This is a genomic window from Catenulispora acidiphila DSM 44928, from assembly GCF_000024025.1.
Taxonomy (GTDB): Bacteria; Actinomycetota; Actinomycetes; order Streptomycetales; family Catenulisporaceae; genus Catenulispora; species Catenulispora acidiphila.
In genome coordinates this window covers 8,592,983-8,608,778 of the sequence record NC_013131.1, presented here as the reverse complement: position 1 = coordinate 8,608,778, position 15,796 = coordinate 8,592,983, and the positions used below count along the sequence as shown (strand labels likewise).

The window sequence follows — 15,796 nt, the reverse complement described above, 5'->3', positions numbered from 1 at the left end:
GATGGGGACGTGGCACCCACGGAGAAGTCAACGTGTTGTGCTAGTGCAATCATTCAGGTAAGGCGGGTCCGATCATTCTTCGATACCGGAGTCCCGTGGGTCTGAGTAGTTTGCAGGGAGAAAAACAATGGGAAACCACATCGGTGAGCGGGCCGTGGTGCTGGGCGGAAGCATCGCGGGAATGCTGGCGGCGGTGCCGCTGTCCCAGGCCTATCGCGAGGTGATCCTGATAGACCGGGACGACCTGACGGAGCCGGAACCCGACCGCCCGGCGGGGGTCCTCACGGTGCGACGCGCCGTCCCGCACGGCTGGCAGTTGCAGGCGCTGCTGGCCAAGGGGCAGCGGGTCCTGGAGGAACTGTTCCCGGGGATGACCGACGAACTGGTCTCCTTCGGCGCCTCCCGGGGCGACTTCAACAAGAACGTGCGCTGGTACTTCGACGGCCGCAAGATCAAGCAGGTCCGGAGCGACATGATCGCCGTGGGCCCGGGCCGGCCGCTGCTGGAGAACCGCATCAGAGCCCGGATATCGGCGCTGCCCAACGTGTCCTTCCGGCAGCACACCGACATCCTCGGGATCGTGGCCACGCCGGACCGCAAGCGGATCCTCGGCGCCCGGATCCAGTCCCAGCAACCGGGCGCGGAACCCGAGACGCTGCTCGGCGACCTCGTGCTGGACGCCACCGGCCGGGGCTCGCGGACTCCGCGCTGGCTGACCGAGCTGGGGTACCCCGAGGTCGAGGAAGAGCGCGTGAAGATGGGCCTGGCGTACTCCACCGGGAACTTCCTCATCGACCGGGAAGACGACCTGCTGGGTGAGGACGTGGCCAGCGTCCCCATCGGCACCCCGAACCTGCCTCGCGGCGCGGTCTACGCGCGCATGGCCGGATACCACTCCATCACGCTGACCGGACTGCTCGGCCAGAAGCCGCCGACCGACCGCGCGGGCTTCCTGGCCTACGCCGAGTCGCTGGCCATCCCCGACATCGCCGAGGTGGTGCGGCGTGCCGAGTTCATCCACGACCCGGTGCCCTACAACTTCCCCGAGAGCCGGCGCCGCCGCTTCGACAAGATGGCGTCCCTCCCCGAGAACTACCTGATCATGGGGGACGCCGCCTGCATCTTCAATCCGATCTACGCCCAGGGGATGACCGTCGCCGCGGTCGAGGCCACGGTGCTCCGCGACCACCTCAGCCACGGAAAGACCCCCGATCCGCTGAAGTTCCAGCGCGACGTCGTCAAGCGCGGCACCGCCATCGCCTGGGACGTCGCGGGAGCCGGCGACTTCACCCACCGCGGCGTCACCGGGAACAAGGGCGTGAAGTTCGCGGTGGGCGGCTGGTTCGTCCAGAAGGTGACCGCCGCCGCGGAGTTCGACGACAAGCTGTCCACCGCCTTCATGCGCACGGCCGGCCTGATCGCGCCCCCGACGTCCCTGATGCGCCCGGATCTCATGGCCCGCGCGCTGTTCGGCAAGAAGTCCGCGCCGGTGCCCGACCCGGGGTACACGCCGGTGCGGACCGCGAAGGTCGCCGACATCGCGGACGCCTCCGACGCGGCGCGCCGGACGCTGAGATCGGACCTTCGCAAAGCCCGATGACTGAGCCCGTTCGAGTCGCCACAGACCGTGACTCAGGGTGATGGTTCAAGCACGTCAGGTATAAAACCAGCGCTCCAGCGCAGCTTGAGAGAAGCCGCTCCACGAGCGCCGGTGGGACTATTCCCATGAGGCCGGCCGGGCGGTCTGGCACCACCGATCACCAAGCGCCGGGCGGGGCCGCACAGACCAGTTACCGCAGGAGACCCCCCCGGCCACGGCCTCCAGAGCCGACCGGCCGCGTCGGCGGCCCGTCACATCCCGACCTCCGAGCAGAAAGCTGTTGAGATCCGATGTCCATCAAATACAGCGTCTTCCTCCCGACCGGCTTCCTGCTCGACTTCATGGGCTATGAGGACCCGATCGCCGCCCACGACCGCATGACCGAGATCGCCAAGATCGCCGACGAGACCGGCTTCGAGTCCCTGTGGCTCGCCGACCAGCTCACCCCGGCCTTCCCCTTCCAGGCGCCGATGTTCGAGTCCTGGGTCACCCTCGGCGGTCTGGCGCGCGACACCGAGCGCATCCGCATCGGCAACATGGTCACCGGCAACCGCTACCGCAACCCCGCCCTCATCGCCAAGATGGCCTCCACCCTCGACATCCAGTCCAAGGGCCGCCTGAACTTCGGCATCGGCGCCGGCTGGTTCGAGAACGACTTCAAGCAGTTCGGCTACGACTTCGGCGACACCCCCGAGCGCCTCCGCCGCCTCGAAGAGTCGGTCCAGATCATCCGCGGCATGTGGACCGAGGAAGAGTTCAGCTTCGAGGGCAAGTACTACAGCGTCGACAAGGCCATCAACCAGCCCAAGGGCGCCCAGGACCGCATCCCCCTCCTCATCGCCGGCGGCGGCGAGAAGGTCACCCTGAAGCTGGTCGCCAAGTACGGCGACGGCTGCAACATCAACGAGAGCGTCGAAGGCCTCGCCCACAAGTACGCGGTCCTGAAGCAGCACTGCGAAACCGTCGGCCGCGACTACAACGAGATCCTCCGCACCGCTTCCAGCCTCTGCATCATCGCCGACACCGACGAAGCCGCCGAAGCCGACCTCCCCCAGTGGGTCCAGGCCATCTACCCCGGCGACGCCGCCAAGTACCTCCTCGTCGGCACCCCCGACACCATCCGCGAGCGCCTCGCCGCCTACGAAGCCATCGGCGTCCAGGAACTCGCCATCACCTTCGCCCAGGCCGTCGACAACCCCGACGTCCTCCGCCAGTTCGCGGCAGAGTTCATCAACAAGTGACCTGAAGACGCCGGTCGCTGCACAGGCACTAATGGGTCCGCGAGCCTTGGAGGCTCGCGGACCCATTGCGGTCAACGTGGAGGGCATCTAGATCGACGGGACTTGTGCCGGGGCATAGGTTCGCCGTCACCTGTCCGTTGGCGCCGGAGGGCTACACCGTCTCCGCATCGGTCCGTGCCGACGAGCGTGTGCCCTGACCACCTTGCTGGCGCTTAGCTCCGCGGGACTTGTTAGGTGAGGCTTACCTGTTCTATGGTCGGGATCGTCGGCTGGACGCAGCGCTCGGCTTTTCGGGGTGCTCCAGGACCGGCCGGACCCTCCCTTCCCGTCAGAGCCGACGGCCGAGCCCACCGAAAGCGGAGCCCTTCCTCATGCGCGCGATCAGGCGTCCTGTCATAGCCCTGACAGCCGTGGCTGCCTGCCTGGTCGGCGTCGCCGGCTGCGGCAGCTCCGCCTCGAAGGCATCGGCCGGCGGGACGTCATCCGGCCAGTCGATCACCGTCTACAGCGGCCAGCACGAGCAGACGGTGAAGGCGCTGGTCGCCGACTTCGAGAAGCGCACCGGCGTCAAGGTGGAGCTGCGCTCCGGCGACGAGGCGGAGCTGGCCAACCAGCTGCTGCAGGAGGGCTCCGCGTCTCCGGCGGACGTCTTCTACGCCGAGAACCCGCCGGCGCTGACCATGCTGGACGAGAAGGGGTTGCTGGCGCCGGTCGCGCCGGACGCGCTCAAGGCCGTGCCGGCCGCCGACAGCTCGCCGAAGGGTGACTGGCTGGGCGTCTCGGCCCGGGCCGCCGCGTTCATAGCCGCCACCGGCTCCGCTGCGGACACCGCGCCGCCGACCTCGCTGCGCGACCTGGCCAAACCGGAGTGGAAGGGCCGCCTGGGCATCGCGCCGAGCGAGACCGACTTCGCCCCGGTGATCACCCGGATGATCGCCGCCGACGGTGTGGAGGCGACCAAGGCCTGGCTGGTCGGCCTGAAGGCCAACGCCAAGACCTACGACAGCAACGAGGACCTGTCGGCCGCGGTCAACGCCGGCGAAGTCCAGGGCGGCGTCATCGACCACTACTACTGGTTCCGGCTGCGCGACGAGAAGGGCGCCGCCGACACCCACAGCAAGTTGCACTACTTCGCCAAGGGCGACCCGGGCGCGCTGGTCGACGTGTCCGGCGCCGCGGTCCTGAAGAACGGCAAGCACCAGCAGGCCGCGCAGGCGTTCCTGGCCTACCTGGTCAGCGCCCCGGCCCAGCAGCTGATCGCCACCTCAGAGAGCTATGAGTATCCGCTGGTCGCCGGCATCGCGGCCAAGGACGGGCTCGCGCCGCTGGACTCCATCGGCACGGTGGCCGACGTCGCCCAGCTCGGCGACGGCAAGCAGGCCCTGCAGCTGCTGCAGGACACCGGTCTGCTGCAGTGAGACCACGGCTTTCCGCCTCCGGCCCGTCACCGCTCTCGCGGTGGCGGGCCGTCGGCGTGCTCTCCAGGCTTCCGGTGCTGCCCGCGCTGGCCTTCGCGATCATCGTCGTCCTCGCCTCCCCGCTGGCCTTCGTCGGCATCCAGGCCGCCCAGGCCGGCTGGGACGAGGCCGACCGGCTGTTCTCCCGCCCGCTGATCAGCACCCTGATCTGGCACACGGTCGAGCTGTCGCTCGCGGTCACGCTGCTGACCGCCGTCGTCGGGTTCGGCGCGGCCTTCCTGGTCGAGCGCACCGATCTGCCGGGGCGGCGGACCTGGACGACGCTGCTCGCGCTGCCGCTGGCGGTGCCGGAGTTCGTGCGCGGCTACTCGTGGGTGTCGCTGTTCCGGTCGGTCCACGGCTACTGGGGCGCGGTGCTGGTCATGACCTGCTCGTTGTACCCGCTGGTCTTCCTCCCGGTCGCCGCCACCCTCAGGCGCGGACATTCCGGCGCCGAGGAGGTCTCGCGCAGTCTGGGCAAGGGTCCGTGGTCCACGCTGTGGCGCGTCACTCTGCCGCTGTGCCGCCCGGCGCTGGCCGGCGGCGCGCTGCTGGTCTCGCTGTACCTGCTCGGCGAGTACGGCGCGTTCGCGATGCTTCGTTACACCACGTTCGCCACCGCGATCTTCACCGAGTACAAGCTCGGGTTCGACGCCGCGTCAGCGTCCTTACTCACTCTGGTACTCGTCGGCCTCGCCTTGCTGTTGCTGGGCCTGGAGGCGGCGAGCGGTCACCGCGGGCGCGTCGTGGTCACGTCCGGGTCGAACCGGGGAGCCAGGCCCGCGCGGCTCGGCCGGGGATGGCTTCCGGCGATGGCCGGGCTGACCGCGGTGGTCGGCCTGTCGCTCGGCGTGCCCTTGTACGCGCTGGGATATTGGCTACTCAAGGGCAGCTCCACCACGCTGCCGTCGGCTTCCGTGATCGGCGCGACGTTCACCTCGCTCGGCTACGCGTTCGCCGCCGCCGTCGTGGCCACCGCCGCGGCCGTGCCGATCGCGCTGTTCGCCTGGCGGCGCAACAGCCGGCTGGCCCGCACCGCCGAACGCCTGGCCTATGTGACCCGCGCCCTGCCCGGGATCGCGGTCGCCTTGTCCGTGGTCTTCTTCGCCATCCGGTACGCCCAGCCGCTGTACCAGCAGCCGCCTTTGCTGGTCACCGGCTACGTCATCCTGTTCTTCCCCCTGGCGCTCACCGCTGTCCGAGCGGCGCTGGCCCAGGTGCCTCCGGGCGTCGAGGAGGTGGCCCGATCCCTGGGGACCCGCCCGACACTCGTCCTGGCCAGGGTCACGCTGCCCTTGATCCGCCCAGGACTCGGCGCCGCCTTGGCGATGGTGGCGTTGACCGCGAGCACCGAGCTGACGGCCACGCTGCTGCTGCGCCCGACCGGCACTCAAACCCTCGCCACCCAGTTCTGGGTCTACACCAGCGGCCTGGCCTACGGTGCCGCCGCACCGTACGCGGCCTTGATGGTCGCCATGTCCGTCCCCCCGGTCCTCCTGCTCACCCGCCGCAGCCTCGGCGCCGACCATCCCGTGGAGACATCATGAGCGGCCTGTCGATCACCGGACTGCGGGCGGGCCACGGTCGGACCCGGGTCCTGGACGGCGTGGACCTGGCCGTCGCCGACGGTGCGCTGGCGTGCGTCCTGGGCCCTTCGGGCTGCGGGAAGAGCACCCTGCTCCGGGTCATCGCCGGTTTCCACCCGGCCGAGCAGGGACAGGTCGCCCTCGCGGGGCGGGTTCTGGACGACGGCCGCGTCCGGCTGCCGGCCGAGCGGCGCCACATCGGCTACGTGCCTCAGGACGGCGCGCTGTTCCCGCACCTGGACGTCGCCGGCAACATCGGGTTCGGGCTGCCCCGGCACCGCCGCCGCGAACGGGTCGAAGAGCTCTTGGACCTGGTCGGCCTCGCCGGGTTGGACGAACGCCACCCGCACCAGCTCTCCGGCGGCCAGCAGCAGCGGGTCGCCCTGGCTCGGGCCCTGGCGCCGGAACCCGAACTGCTCCTGCTGGACGAGCCGTTCGCAGCCCTGGACGCCGCCCTGCGCACCGAGGTCCGCACCGAGGTCGCCACCACCCTGCGCAAGGCCGGCACCACCGCGATCCTGGTCACCCACGACCAGGAAGAGGCGCTGACGTTCGCCGACGTCGTCGCGGTGATGCGCGAGGGCCGGATCGCCCAGACCGGCACCCCGACCGAGCTGTACCACCAGCCCGCCGACACCGGCGTCGCTCGCTTCCTCGGCGAGGCCAACCTGGTTCCCGCCGACATCGCCGACGGTCTGGCCCGCACCGCCTTCGGCGAGCTCGCCCTCACCGACGGTTCCGCGGCGGACGGACCCGGCGTCGTCCTGATCCGGCCCCGCCAGATCGGCTTGACGGCGGAACCCGGCGTCGGCACCGTGCGGGCTGAGGTGGTGCACTGCCATTTCCGAGGACATGACTACCGGGTCGAAGTCGCCCCCGATCCCGGACACGGCCTGCCCGAACGTCTCGTCGCCTACTCCGATGCCGCCCCGCCGACCACCGGGCTGGTGTATCTCGCTGCGTACGGCACGGCGCACCGCTGTCCCGAGGCCTGAACCCCGCCTAGCGCACACAGTCGTGGCTGTGGCGTAGTGTCGAGGTTTTCCCCGGTTAGCAGGGAGATCCTGTATTGCGATGGTTCGCATACCCGAACGGGTGGACCAGAGCTATGATTCAGTGTCCGGCAACGACTTTCAGTTGTGGTCAACGGGGGGATATGAGGGGGAGAACTTCGCGGGAGTGGCTGGGCAAGCCACATCGGCCATTGCGACACTGGCGTATTTCGCGCTTATGAGCGTCCATCGACCGGCCGAAGACGAAGCCCCTTCGAGGTGAGGGGTACTCCGAACCCGCAGTGTGACAGCGTGCCACCCATGCTGCGTCTACTTTCCGGCTCCACTCGTCGCCTTGCGTTCCCCTGGAGCGAGATTCCGGCGGCGGTCGCCCCTTCATCGTCAGCTTCGATGAATCACGAGGTGAACCAGGAATGCACGCTGGTGCTCGAAATCATTGCGAGCAGGGCACGCTAGGTGGAACGGCTTCGCACAGTTCTGTGCGGGCCGCTAAACCGCATGGATTATCGCAAAGGCTTGTTCAAGGCTTATCCCCGTTGAGTCGCGATCGGGTGGGAGCGGCCGTCACGCGGATGGCCACCCACTGATCATCGCCGACCTGGACTGATGTCGCCGGAGATCTTCACAACGGCCTGTATCAGGCCGCTGTCGATCGGGTCGGCGTTCCCAGCCAGGGCGATCGTTGCCGCCTGCGCCGAATCGCGGGCGTCGTCAGCATCAGGGGATAGGGATGTCTGAAATGACGCAGCCTCACAGTCGTCGCCGCAAGGTCGGAGGACGGTACTCGCTCCGGCACGTTCTCGGCAGCGGCGGCATGGGACGGGTCTGGCTCGCCCGCGATGAACTGTCGGGCACCGAGGTCGCCCTCAAAGAGGTGCGCCTTGACACCTTCACCGCCGAGACCGACCGGAAATCGCACTTGAGCAGGGCGTGGTTGGAGGCGCTCCACGCGTTGTCGGTGGCCAAGAGCTCGAACATCGTCAAGATCCTGGACGTCTTCGAAGAAGGCGGCCGCCCGTGGATCGTCATGGAACTCGTCGTCGGCAAGACGCTGGGACAAGCGGTGGCCGAGCACGGACGGCTTCCACCGCTCCAGGTCGCCCACATCGGCAAAAAGGTGCTCATGGCGCTGACCGCCTGCCACGTCAAGCAGATCATCCATCGAGACGTGAAGCCCTCCAACATCCTGCTCGCCGACGACGGCCGAGTGCTGCTCACCGATTTCGGCATCGCCGCCGGCGGAGCCACCCACGAAGCCGCGGTGGGATCCCTGACTCCGACAGGGATCGCCGTCGGCACCCCGGAATACATGGCACCGGAGCGGGTGAAGGGACGCCCGGCGACCTCAGCCTCCGACCTGTTCTCCCTCGGCGCGACCCTGTACTTCGCCGTCGAGGGCCGCTCGCCTTTCGGCCGCGACAGCTTTGTCGCGAGTTCGATGGCAGTGCTTTTCGAATCGGCCAGCCGACTCCAACACGGCCAAGCCTTCGATCAGCTTCTGTCCGGCCTGCTGACCAAAGATCCAGCCGAGAGAACGCAGACCGCGGAAGCTTATGAGCAGTTGATGCAGATCATCGCCTTCAACGGCGCGATCCCCTTCAACGGCGCGATCCCCTTCACCAAAGACCTCGAACCATCCTTCGACCAGCCCGCGCCGACACCTCGCGCCCTCCCTCCGCGCATCATCGGCCCACCGCCAACCGAGCCCGCGTCCGACGACCACCCTTTTGCCCCTGCGTCATCGTCCCGCCCGGCAAGGCCATGGCGCGCCGTCAGCGCTGCGGCGGTGACAGTGGCGGTGACGGTCGGCACCGCCTTGGCCATCAGCCTGTTCCTGCTCAAGCCATGGTCGACGAGCACAACCGTCCCGCCGACGCATGACACGCCAACAGCGCCGATCACTGTCCAGTCGCCAACAATCGCCCCCGTCGCTCCTCAATCCAGACAACCGGATCACATCGCGGGGTCGACATCGGCACCGCCCGAACTGAGGACGAGCGTCCAATGCGTCGAGACCGCTGGCGGCGTCGCCCTGAAGGCGAGCCTCCAGCCCCTCACCTTCACTGACATCCGCCCCTGCCTACCGCCGGCGGCGCGCCCCGTCCTCCAGGCGTATCCAATCGGCACATGCCTCGCCGACCTCCCCCCAGGGCCACTGCCCCAGCTCAGCAGCGAATGCGGCGGCCCGGTCAACGGCTCCGTGGTAGCCAACCGACTCGCAGCCGTGTGGCTGGCCAGCTTTCTAGGAGGCGGATCCACAGGCTGCCAGGGCACAGACATCACTCAGGCAGGCGGAGAGACCTGGACCCTGTGGACCGACGGCGTCGTCTGGAGCCTGTGCGGGATAGGAACAGCGGGCTGACCATCAGGCCCATCGAGACCTGATGGCCATCGCCGTCGCGCATCCCCCGTGGGAGCTACAGGATCCGTTCGCTTACGGGTGATTCGGGGGATGCGGTCAGATCCCTAGCGTGGGTCGCGTGGCCGCCGCTGAGGTGGCCGGAAACGCTGGGGAGGCTGTCCAATGAGCACGACGGATGTTCGTCGCGACGCAGACTTCGATCACGGGCCGGTGCGATCCGGTCCGGGGCGCGGTCGCTGGGGTCGGATGGTGCATAGCCCACTGGGCTGGGCGCTGGCCGGGCTGGTGGGGGTGGGCCTGGTGGCGGGTGTGACCGCGACCGGTCCGGGTCCGGTGCCGGTGCTGGGAGGGGGCGTCGCGGTGGGCGTCTACTGGGTGGTGATGCGCCGCCTGGCACGGCGGGCCACCCCGGAGATCACCGGGCGCGGCGCCGCGCGGCAGGCGCTGTTGGGCAGCGCGATGGGACTGGGGTTCGTCGCGGTCTCGACGCTGCTGATCGTGGCCTTCGGCGGGTACTCGTTCTCCTGGGCGCACCACGCTGTCGGCGGGACGCTGGCCTCGGTGCTGGCGGTTCAGGCGGGGGCGGCGCTGACCGAGGAGCTGATGTTCCGCGGGGTGGCGTTGCAGGCCATCGAGCAGCGGTGGGGCACTGTGGTCGCGGTCGCTGTCACGGCGCTGTTCTTCGGCGCAGTGCACATGGCCAACCCCGGGGCCACGCTGTGGAGCGGAATGGCTATAGCCGTCGAGGCCGGGGTCATGTTGGGGGCGGCGTTCCTGTGGCAGCGCAGTATCTGGCTCGTTGTCGGGTTGCACTTCGTCTGGAACAGCGTCGAGCAGCTGCTGGGCGTCCCGGTTTCCGGACACCCCGCCGACGCCCGGCTGCTCAATGTGCGGACCAGCGGTTCGCACCTGCTGACCGGCGGCGCCTTCGGGCTGGAGGCGTCGGTCGTGCCGGTGGCGATCAGCCTGCTGCTGGCGATACCGATGTTCGTCGCCGCCCGCCGGCGTGGCAATGTGCTGCCTGCTCGACGCGCCGACCGGAGGAGCCGCTAGTGAACACGTCTGCCACGCCTCGTCGGCCGGTGTCGCTGCGAGGCGCGGCAGGCTTGCTGGGGCAACGGGATGCTTCGGTTGAGGACGGTGTGCTGGCGGCGGGGCTCGCGGTGCTGGCCTTCGCCCCGGCGCTGTCGAAGGTCGGTGCACAGATCGGCGACCTGCCCAGCCGTCCGGCCGACGTGGTGAGCGTCGCGCTGGCCCTGGCGCAGGCGCTGCCGCTGGCCGTGCGGCGAAGGTTCCCGGCGGCCGTGCTGGCGGTCATCGGCTTCGCGTTCGCCGCGGATCAGGCCCTGGGTTACCCGACGACGTTCGCCAGTCTTGGACTGTATCTGGCTCTTTATTCTTCCGGGGCTCACCAAGATCGCTTGCGCCGCGCCGTTGCCGTCTCGGCGACCGTCGGCTACTCCGCGCTGGCATTGGTGCTGCACCACCTCGGCGCACCACATGGGTTCGGCGACTACTCCGTCTTCTATCTGGTCACCACCGCGGCCTGGCTCGCCGGCACGGTGATGCGCAGGCTGCGGGAGCAGGAGATCGAGCGGCGGCGGCTGGTCGCCGAGGCCGCCGGCGCCGCCGAACGGGCCAGGATCGCCCGGGAGCTGCACGATGTGGTCACCCACCATGTGACGGCCATGGTGGTGCAGGCCGATGCGGCGCAGTTCCTGCTGAGCTCCCATCCTGAGCGGGTCGTAGCAGGGCTGACATCAGTGTCCGATACCGGGCGGCGGGCGCTGACCGAACTGCGCTACCTGCTGGGCGTGCTGGAGGCCACCGGCGACGGGGCGCGCCCGGACCGGGCTCCGGCTCAGGGCACGATCGCAGACCTCGTCGAGCAGGCCAGGGCCGCAGGCCAGCCGGTCGAATTCAGCGAGATCGGCGAACACCGACCGCGGCCGGTCGCGGTCGAGCTGGCCGCTTACCGCGTGGTGCAGGAGGCGCTCACCAACGCGATGAAGCATGCGGGCGCAGCACGCACGAACGTCTTGGTGCGGCATCACCCGCGGCACATGGAGGTCGAGGTGACGACCGAGGGACCCGTGAAGGAAGGAGCCGCGGCCTCCGCGTCCCCTCCTCGCGCCTCGGAATTGCCGGGCGGCGGCCGGGGACTGGCCGGCCTCCGCGAACGTGTCCGAGTGCTTCATGGTGAACTGGAGGCCGGTCCCCGCTCGGACGGCGGATTCGCTGTCCGAGCACGGATCCCGTTCGGACCCGATCAGGAGTGACCCCGTGACCGACCGGCCCATCCGCGTGCTCGTCTGCGACGACCAGGAACTCGTGCGTACCGGCTACGCCACGATCTTCTCAGCACAACCCGACATGGAGGTCGTCGGCGAATCCGCCAACGGCCTCGAGGCGGTCGAGACGGCGACCCGCATCCGCCCCGACGTGGTGGTGATGGACATCCGCATGCCCCTGCTGGACGGCATTCAAGCCACCCGCCGCCTGGCCGGACCCGACGTCGCCGACCCGCCGAAGGTCCTCGTCGTCACCACCTTCAACGTCGACGCCTACGTCTACGACGCCTTCCGCGCCGGAGCCAGCGGCTTCCTGCTCAAGGACGCGCCCCCGGCCGAAATGGTCAACGGCGTCCGCACCGTCGCCCGGGGCGAGTCCCTGCTGGCGCCGGCGGTGACGCGCACCCTCATCGGCCGCTTTGCCGAACGGCTCCGCCCGGGCGACCCTGCACGCGCCGCGCGTGAAGCCGTCACGCGCACACTCACGCCTCGCGAACTGGAAGTCTTCGAGCTCATCGCCGAAGGACTCTCGAACGCCGAGATCGCGGCCTCCCTGTTCATCACGCCCGAGACCGTCAAGACCTACGTGTCACGCATCCTGACCAAGCTCGACTTGCGCGACCGGGTCCAGGCAGTCGTCCTCGCCTACCGGATCGGACTCGCCGGCGGCAGCCTCTGACGCGACTGGTACACCACAGATTCGATCCGAACGCGCTCCATGGCGGAGGATGTCCTTATGAATAACCGGCCCTTGACGCTGATGGCGGTCCACGCCCACCCCGACGACGAGGCGACAGGCACCGGAGGGATTCTGGCCCGGTACGCCGCCGAGGGCATCCGCACGGTCCTGGTCACCTGCACCGATGGCGGCTGCGGCGACGGACCAGGAGGCGTGAAGCCAGGCGAGCCCGGCCACGACCCGGTCGCAGTAGCCGCCCTCCGACGCCAGGAACTCAAAGCCAGCTGCGACATCCTGAACATCACCCACCTGGAAACACTCGACTACGCAGACTCCGGAATGATGGGCTGGCCGACCAACGACGCCCCCGAATCCTTCTGGCGAACACCCGTCGAGCAGAGCGCCGCCCGCCTAGCCGACCTCATCCGCCACTACGAACCCGACGTAGTCGTGACCTACGACGAGAACGGCTTCTACGGCCACCCCGACCACATCCAGGCAAACCGCGTCACCGTTGCGGCACTGGCGCTAACCGAACTGACACCGAAGCTGTACTGGACAACGATGCCCCGCTCCGCAATGCAGAACTTCATGGAGACGATGCGCGAATTCGACCCAGAGTGGACCGAGCCAGATCCCGCAGAGGCCGAAGCAATGCCCGAGATCGGACTCCCCGACGAGGAAATCACCACCTGGGTAGACGTCTCCAAGTTCGGAGGCCAGAAGTTCGACGCACTCGCAGCGCACGCCAGCCAAGGCGAAAACATCTTCTTCCTGAAGATGGGCCCAGAACGCTTCACAGACCTAATGGGCGTAGAAACCTTCGTCCGAGTCCAGGACAGCACCGGCGCGGCCGTACCCGAGAACGACCTGTTCGCCGGCCTGCGCTGACCCGACGAAATACCGCCACCGGCACAGGGGGTGTCGTGTTTCTTAACGCGAGAATCGGCGCCGATTACCTCTTCGCTGAAACATGGGACGAGATGCAGGAGGTCGTCGATCGAGTACTGGAAGGCCCGCAGTATTCGCTCCCCGGAGTTGGCGTCGGCGACTCCGTGACATTCAGCTTCGCCGATGACCGTCACGTCGGAAGAAGCCGGCGCCATCTGGACAATTACCTGCACGTCGGCGTAAACGCATTCACTGGCTCAACGAAGAACGCTTGGACCAGCGAAGCCATCGTGATCAACGTCTTACTGCTGGTCAGCTGCCATTTTCGCGCTTACGCCGCAGGCAGCTGCCCTGAGCGTATTTAGATGCCGGAGTAATAGACACGAGAACTCCTGACCTGCCGAGACGATACTTATCAGACCACTGGGCTCACGTTGGGCCCACATGCCGCACTAGCTGCGGATGTCTTGCCGTCGAAGCTCCGGCAGCACAAAAGCGATGGTGACGAAGTCGTTGTCGACGTGCAGAACGGTGAGGCCGTGGTGAACGGCTGTCGCGGCGACCAGAAGGTCGATGGGGCCGGGGCCGCGGTGCTGTGACTTGCGGTGCTGTGACTTGAGCGTGAGTTTGTACTGTGCGGTGTCGACCCAGCGCCATGCGTCCTTCGGTACCGGCGCCAGCTCGCACAGGATGTCAAGGACGCCAGCCATGCGCAGGGTTCTCGGCCGAATAGAGGATTTCGCCGCGTGTCGGCTCGCTCACGTGGAACAGACCCTCCGCGCCGTAATGCTCCCACGCCTTCATGGCCTCCGGGGCACGGGTCAGATGCCAGAAGGCTGAGGCGTCGAGGAGAAACCCGAACTTCACTCGTGCCATGCCTCTTTGCGAGCATCGTACGCCGTGACGCCCTCGTCAAAGGCGCCTCGAGCGCCCATCGTGGCTAGCTTCTGCATCGCCTCACGGCGCCTCAGCCTGGCTGCGGACATGCTTATCGCCCCAGGTCGGCGACTTGCCAACCCGGGGCGATACGCGGCGGTGCATAGTGTTCAAACTGCGTTTCCGCAGGTCAAGCCACGTTCTAGATGTCGAAGTACAGCTCGAACTCGTGCGGCGTCGGGCGCAGGCGGACCGGGTCGACCTCGCGCTCGCGCTTGTAGGAGATCCAGGTGTCGATGAGGTCCTGGGTGAAGACGCCGCCTTCGAGGAGGTAGCCGTGGTCGGCCTCGAGGGAGTCGAGGACGGCCGGGAGGCTGCCGGGGACCTGGGGGATCGAGGCGTGCTCGTCCGGGGGGAGCTCGTAGAGGTCCTTGTCGACCGGGGCCATGGGCTCGATCTTGTTCTTCACGCCGTCCAGGCCGGCCATCATCATGGCGGAGAAGGCCAGGTACGGGTTGGAGGAGGGGTCCGGGCAGCGGAACTCGATGCGCTTGGCCTTCGGGTTCGAGCCGGTGATCGGGATGCGGATGCAGGCCGAGCGGTTGCGCTGGGAGTAGACCAGGTTCACCGGGGCTTCGTAGCCGGGGACCAGGCGGCGGTAGCTGTTCACCGTCGGGTTGGTGAAGGCCAGCAGGGAGGGCGCGTGCTTGAGGAGGCCGCCGATGTAGTGGCGGGCGGTGTCGGACAGGCCCGCGTAGCCGACCTCGTCGTAGAACAGCGGGGCGCCGTCCTTCCACAGGCTCTGGTGGCAGTGCATGCCGGAGCCGTTGTCGCCGAAGACGGGCTTCGGCATGAAGGTCGCGGTCTTGCCGGCCTGCCAGGCGACGTTCTTGATGATGTACTTGAACAGCATCAGGTCGTCGGCGGCGGCCAGCAGGGTGTTGAAGCGGTAGTTGATCTCCGCCTGGCCGGCCGAGCCGACCTCGTGGTGCTGGCGCTCGACGATCAGGCCGGAGTCGATGAGCGTGCGGCTCATCGTGGCGCGCAGGTCCGTGTAGTGGTCGTTCGGGGCGACCGGGAAGTAGCCGCCCTTCACGCGCGGCTTGTAGCCGCGGTTGCCGCCCTCCTCGGCGCGCCCGGTGTTCCAGAACGCGGCCTCGGCGTCGATGTGGTAGTAGCTCTCCTCCGGACCGGAGGCGAAGCGCACGTCGTCGAACACGTAGAACTCGGCCTCCGGGCCGAAGTAGCACGTGTCGGCGATGCCGGTGCCCTTCAGGTACGCCTCGGCCTTCTTGGCCACGTTGCGCGGGTCGCGGGAGTAGGCCTCACCGGTCAGCGGGTCGTGGATGAAGAAGTTGATGTTGAGGGTCTTCTCGGCGCGGAAGGGGTCCAGGCGCGCGGTCGTCGGGTCGGGCAGCAACTGCATGTCCGACTCGTGGATCGCCTGGAAGCCGCGGATCGAGGAGCCGTCGAAGGCCAGGCCGTGGGAGAAGACGTCGGCGTCGAACGACTCGACCGGCACCGTGAAGTGCTGCATCACACCGGGCAGGTCACAGAACCGCACGTCGACGCTTTTCACGTCGTTGTCCCTGAGGTACTTGAGTACCTCGTCGGCGTTCGAGAACATCCACTACTCCTTTGAGTACTCTCACCGGCCGGAAGCCTCTCGCCTCCGGGCCGGGACCCAACGGGCACTCCTGTGACCGTAGGACCGGGGGGTTTCCCGGCCGTGTCCCTTTTGTTTCCGGCGTGTTACACGGAGCCCGGCACCCTTCCAACCTACCTCGTGCGCCGCCCGCC

Annotated in this window: 12 protein-coding genes and 1 pseudogene; 11 read left to right on the top strand and 2 right to left on the bottom strand. The window is 68.1% G+C overall.

Annotation, left to right across the window (positions count from 1 at the left end):
• The first annotated feature begins 127 nt into the window (after positions 1-127).
• From CACI_RS36670 to CACI_RS50595, 11 genes are all read left to right on the top strand, one after another.
• Positions 128-1,600 (top strand): FAD-dependent oxidoreductase, encoded by a 1,473-nt coding sequence (locus tag CACI_RS36670; protein WP_015795977.1) that lies wholly within the window; start codon positions 128-130, stop codon positions 1,598-1,600.
• Between the two features lie 290 nt (positions 1,601-1,890).
• Positions 1,891-2,841, top strand: coding sequence for an LLM class F420-dependent oxidoreductase (locus CACI_RS36665; protein WP_015795976.1), 951 nt, complete (start codon positions 1,891-1,893; stop codon positions 2,839-2,841).
• Between the two features lie 371 nt (positions 2,842-3,212).
• Positions 3,213-4,259 (top strand): iron ABC transporter substrate-binding protein, encoded by a 1,047-nt coding sequence (locus tag CACI_RS36660; RefSeq protein WP_015795975.1) that lies wholly within the window; start codon positions 3,213-3,215, stop codon positions 4,257-4,259.
• A gap of 56 nt (positions 4,260-4,315) precedes the next feature.
• Positions 4,316-5,845, top strand: coding sequence for an ABC transporter permease (locus tag CACI_RS36655; RefSeq protein ID WP_041543269.1), 1,530 nt, complete (start codon positions 4,316-4,318; stop codon positions 5,843-5,845).
• Positions 5,842-6,879, top strand: coding sequence for an ABC transporter ATP-binding protein (locus CACI_RS36650; RefSeq protein WP_015795973.1), 1,038 nt, complete (start codon positions 5,842-5,844; stop codon positions 6,877-6,879). The genes CACI_RS36655 and CACI_RS36650 overlap by 4 nt, the downstream gene beginning before the upstream one ends.
• Before the next feature lie 748 nt (positions 6,880-7,627).
• A complete protein-coding gene (locus tag CACI_RS46570) occupies positions 7,628-9,259 on the top strand; it encodes a serine/threonine-protein kinase (RefSeq protein WP_015795972.1) in 1,632 nt (543 codons plus the stop codon).
• Between the two features lie 162 nt (positions 9,260-9,421).
• Positions 9,422-10,312, top strand: coding sequence for a CPBP family intramembrane glutamic endopeptidase (locus CACI_RS36640; RefSeq protein WP_015795971.1), 891 nt, complete (start codon positions 9,422-9,424; stop codon positions 10,310-10,312).
• Complete coding sequence (locus CACI_RS36635) at positions 10,312-11,538, top strand: sensor histidine kinase (protein WP_223297358.1); 1,227 nt, start codon at positions 10,312-10,314, stop codon at positions 11,536-11,538. The genes CACI_RS36640 and CACI_RS36635 overlap by 1 nt, the downstream gene beginning before the upstream one ends.
• 4 nt (positions 11,539-11,542) lie before the next feature.
• The gene (locus tag CACI_RS36630; protein WP_015795969.1) at positions 11,543-12,229 is read left to right on the top strand and encodes a response regulator; all 687 of its coding nucleotides are present in this window, start codon (positions 11,543-11,545) and stop codon (positions 12,227-12,229) included.
• Positions 12,230-12,286: 57 nt separating this feature from the next.
• Positions 12,287-13,120: a PIG-L family deacetylase gene (locus tag CACI_RS36625; RefSeq protein ID WP_015795968.1), complete on the top strand. Its 834-nt coding sequence runs from the start codon at positions 12,287-12,289 to the stop codon at positions 13,118-13,120.
• Between the two features lie 35 nt (positions 13,121-13,155).
• Positions 13,156-13,485 (top strand): hypothetical protein, encoded by a 330-nt coding sequence (locus CACI_RS50595; protein WP_015795967.1) that lies wholly within the window; start codon positions 13,156-13,158, stop codon positions 13,483-13,485.
• Between the two features lie 87 nt (positions 13,486-13,572).
• On the opposite strand, the pseudogene CACI_RS54535 reads toward CACI_RS50595, so the two are convergent.
• Together CACI_RS54535 and glnA are read right to left on the bottom strand one after the other, a co-directional pair.
• Positions 13,573-13,996: pseudogene (locus CACI_RS54535) on the bottom strand (PIN domain-containing protein).
• A gap of 202 nt (positions 13,997-14,198) precedes the next feature.
• Positions 14,199-15,623 (bottom strand): type I glutamate--ammonia ligase, encoded by a 1,425-nt coding sequence (gene glnA, locus CACI_RS36615; protein ID WP_015795964.1) that lies wholly within the window; start codon positions 15,621-15,623, stop codon positions 14,199-14,201.
• Between the last annotated feature and the right edge of the window lie 173 nt (positions 15,624-15,796).

Excerpts from the sequence above, each read along its gene's own strand:
- CACI_RS36665 (WP_015795976.1), top strand. The coding sequence starts at position 1,891 with ATGTCCATCAAATACAGCGTCTTCCTCCCGACCGGCTTCCTGCTCGAC.
- CACI_RS46570 (WP_015795972.1), top strand. The coding sequence starts at position 7,628 with ATGTCTGAAATGACGCAGCCTCACAGTCGTCGCCGCAAGGTCGGAGGA.
- CACI_RS36640 (WP_015795971.1), top strand. The coding sequence starts at position 9,422 with ATGAGCACGACGGATGTTCGTCGCGACGCAGACTTCGATCACGGGCCG.
- CACI_RS36660 (WP_015795975.1), top strand. The coding sequence starts at position 3,213 with ATGCGCGCGATCAGGCGTCCTGTCATAGCCCTGACAGCCGTGGCTGCC.
- CACI_RS36625 (WP_015795968.1), top strand. The coding sequence starts at position 12,287 with ATGAATAACCGGCCCTTGACGCTGATGGCGGTCCACGCCCACCCCGAC.
- CACI_RS36670 (WP_015795977.1), top strand. The coding sequence starts at position 128 with ATGGGAAACCACATCGGTGAGCGGGCCGTGGTGCTGGGCGGAAGCATC.
- glnA (WP_015795964.1), bottom strand. The coding sequence starts at position 15,623 with ATGTTCTCGAACGCCGACGAGGTACTCAAGTACCTCAGGGACAACGAC.
- CACI_RS36650 (WP_015795973.1), top strand. The coding sequence starts at position 5,842 with ATGAGCGGCCTGTCGATCACCGGACTGCGGGCGGGCCACGGTCGGACC.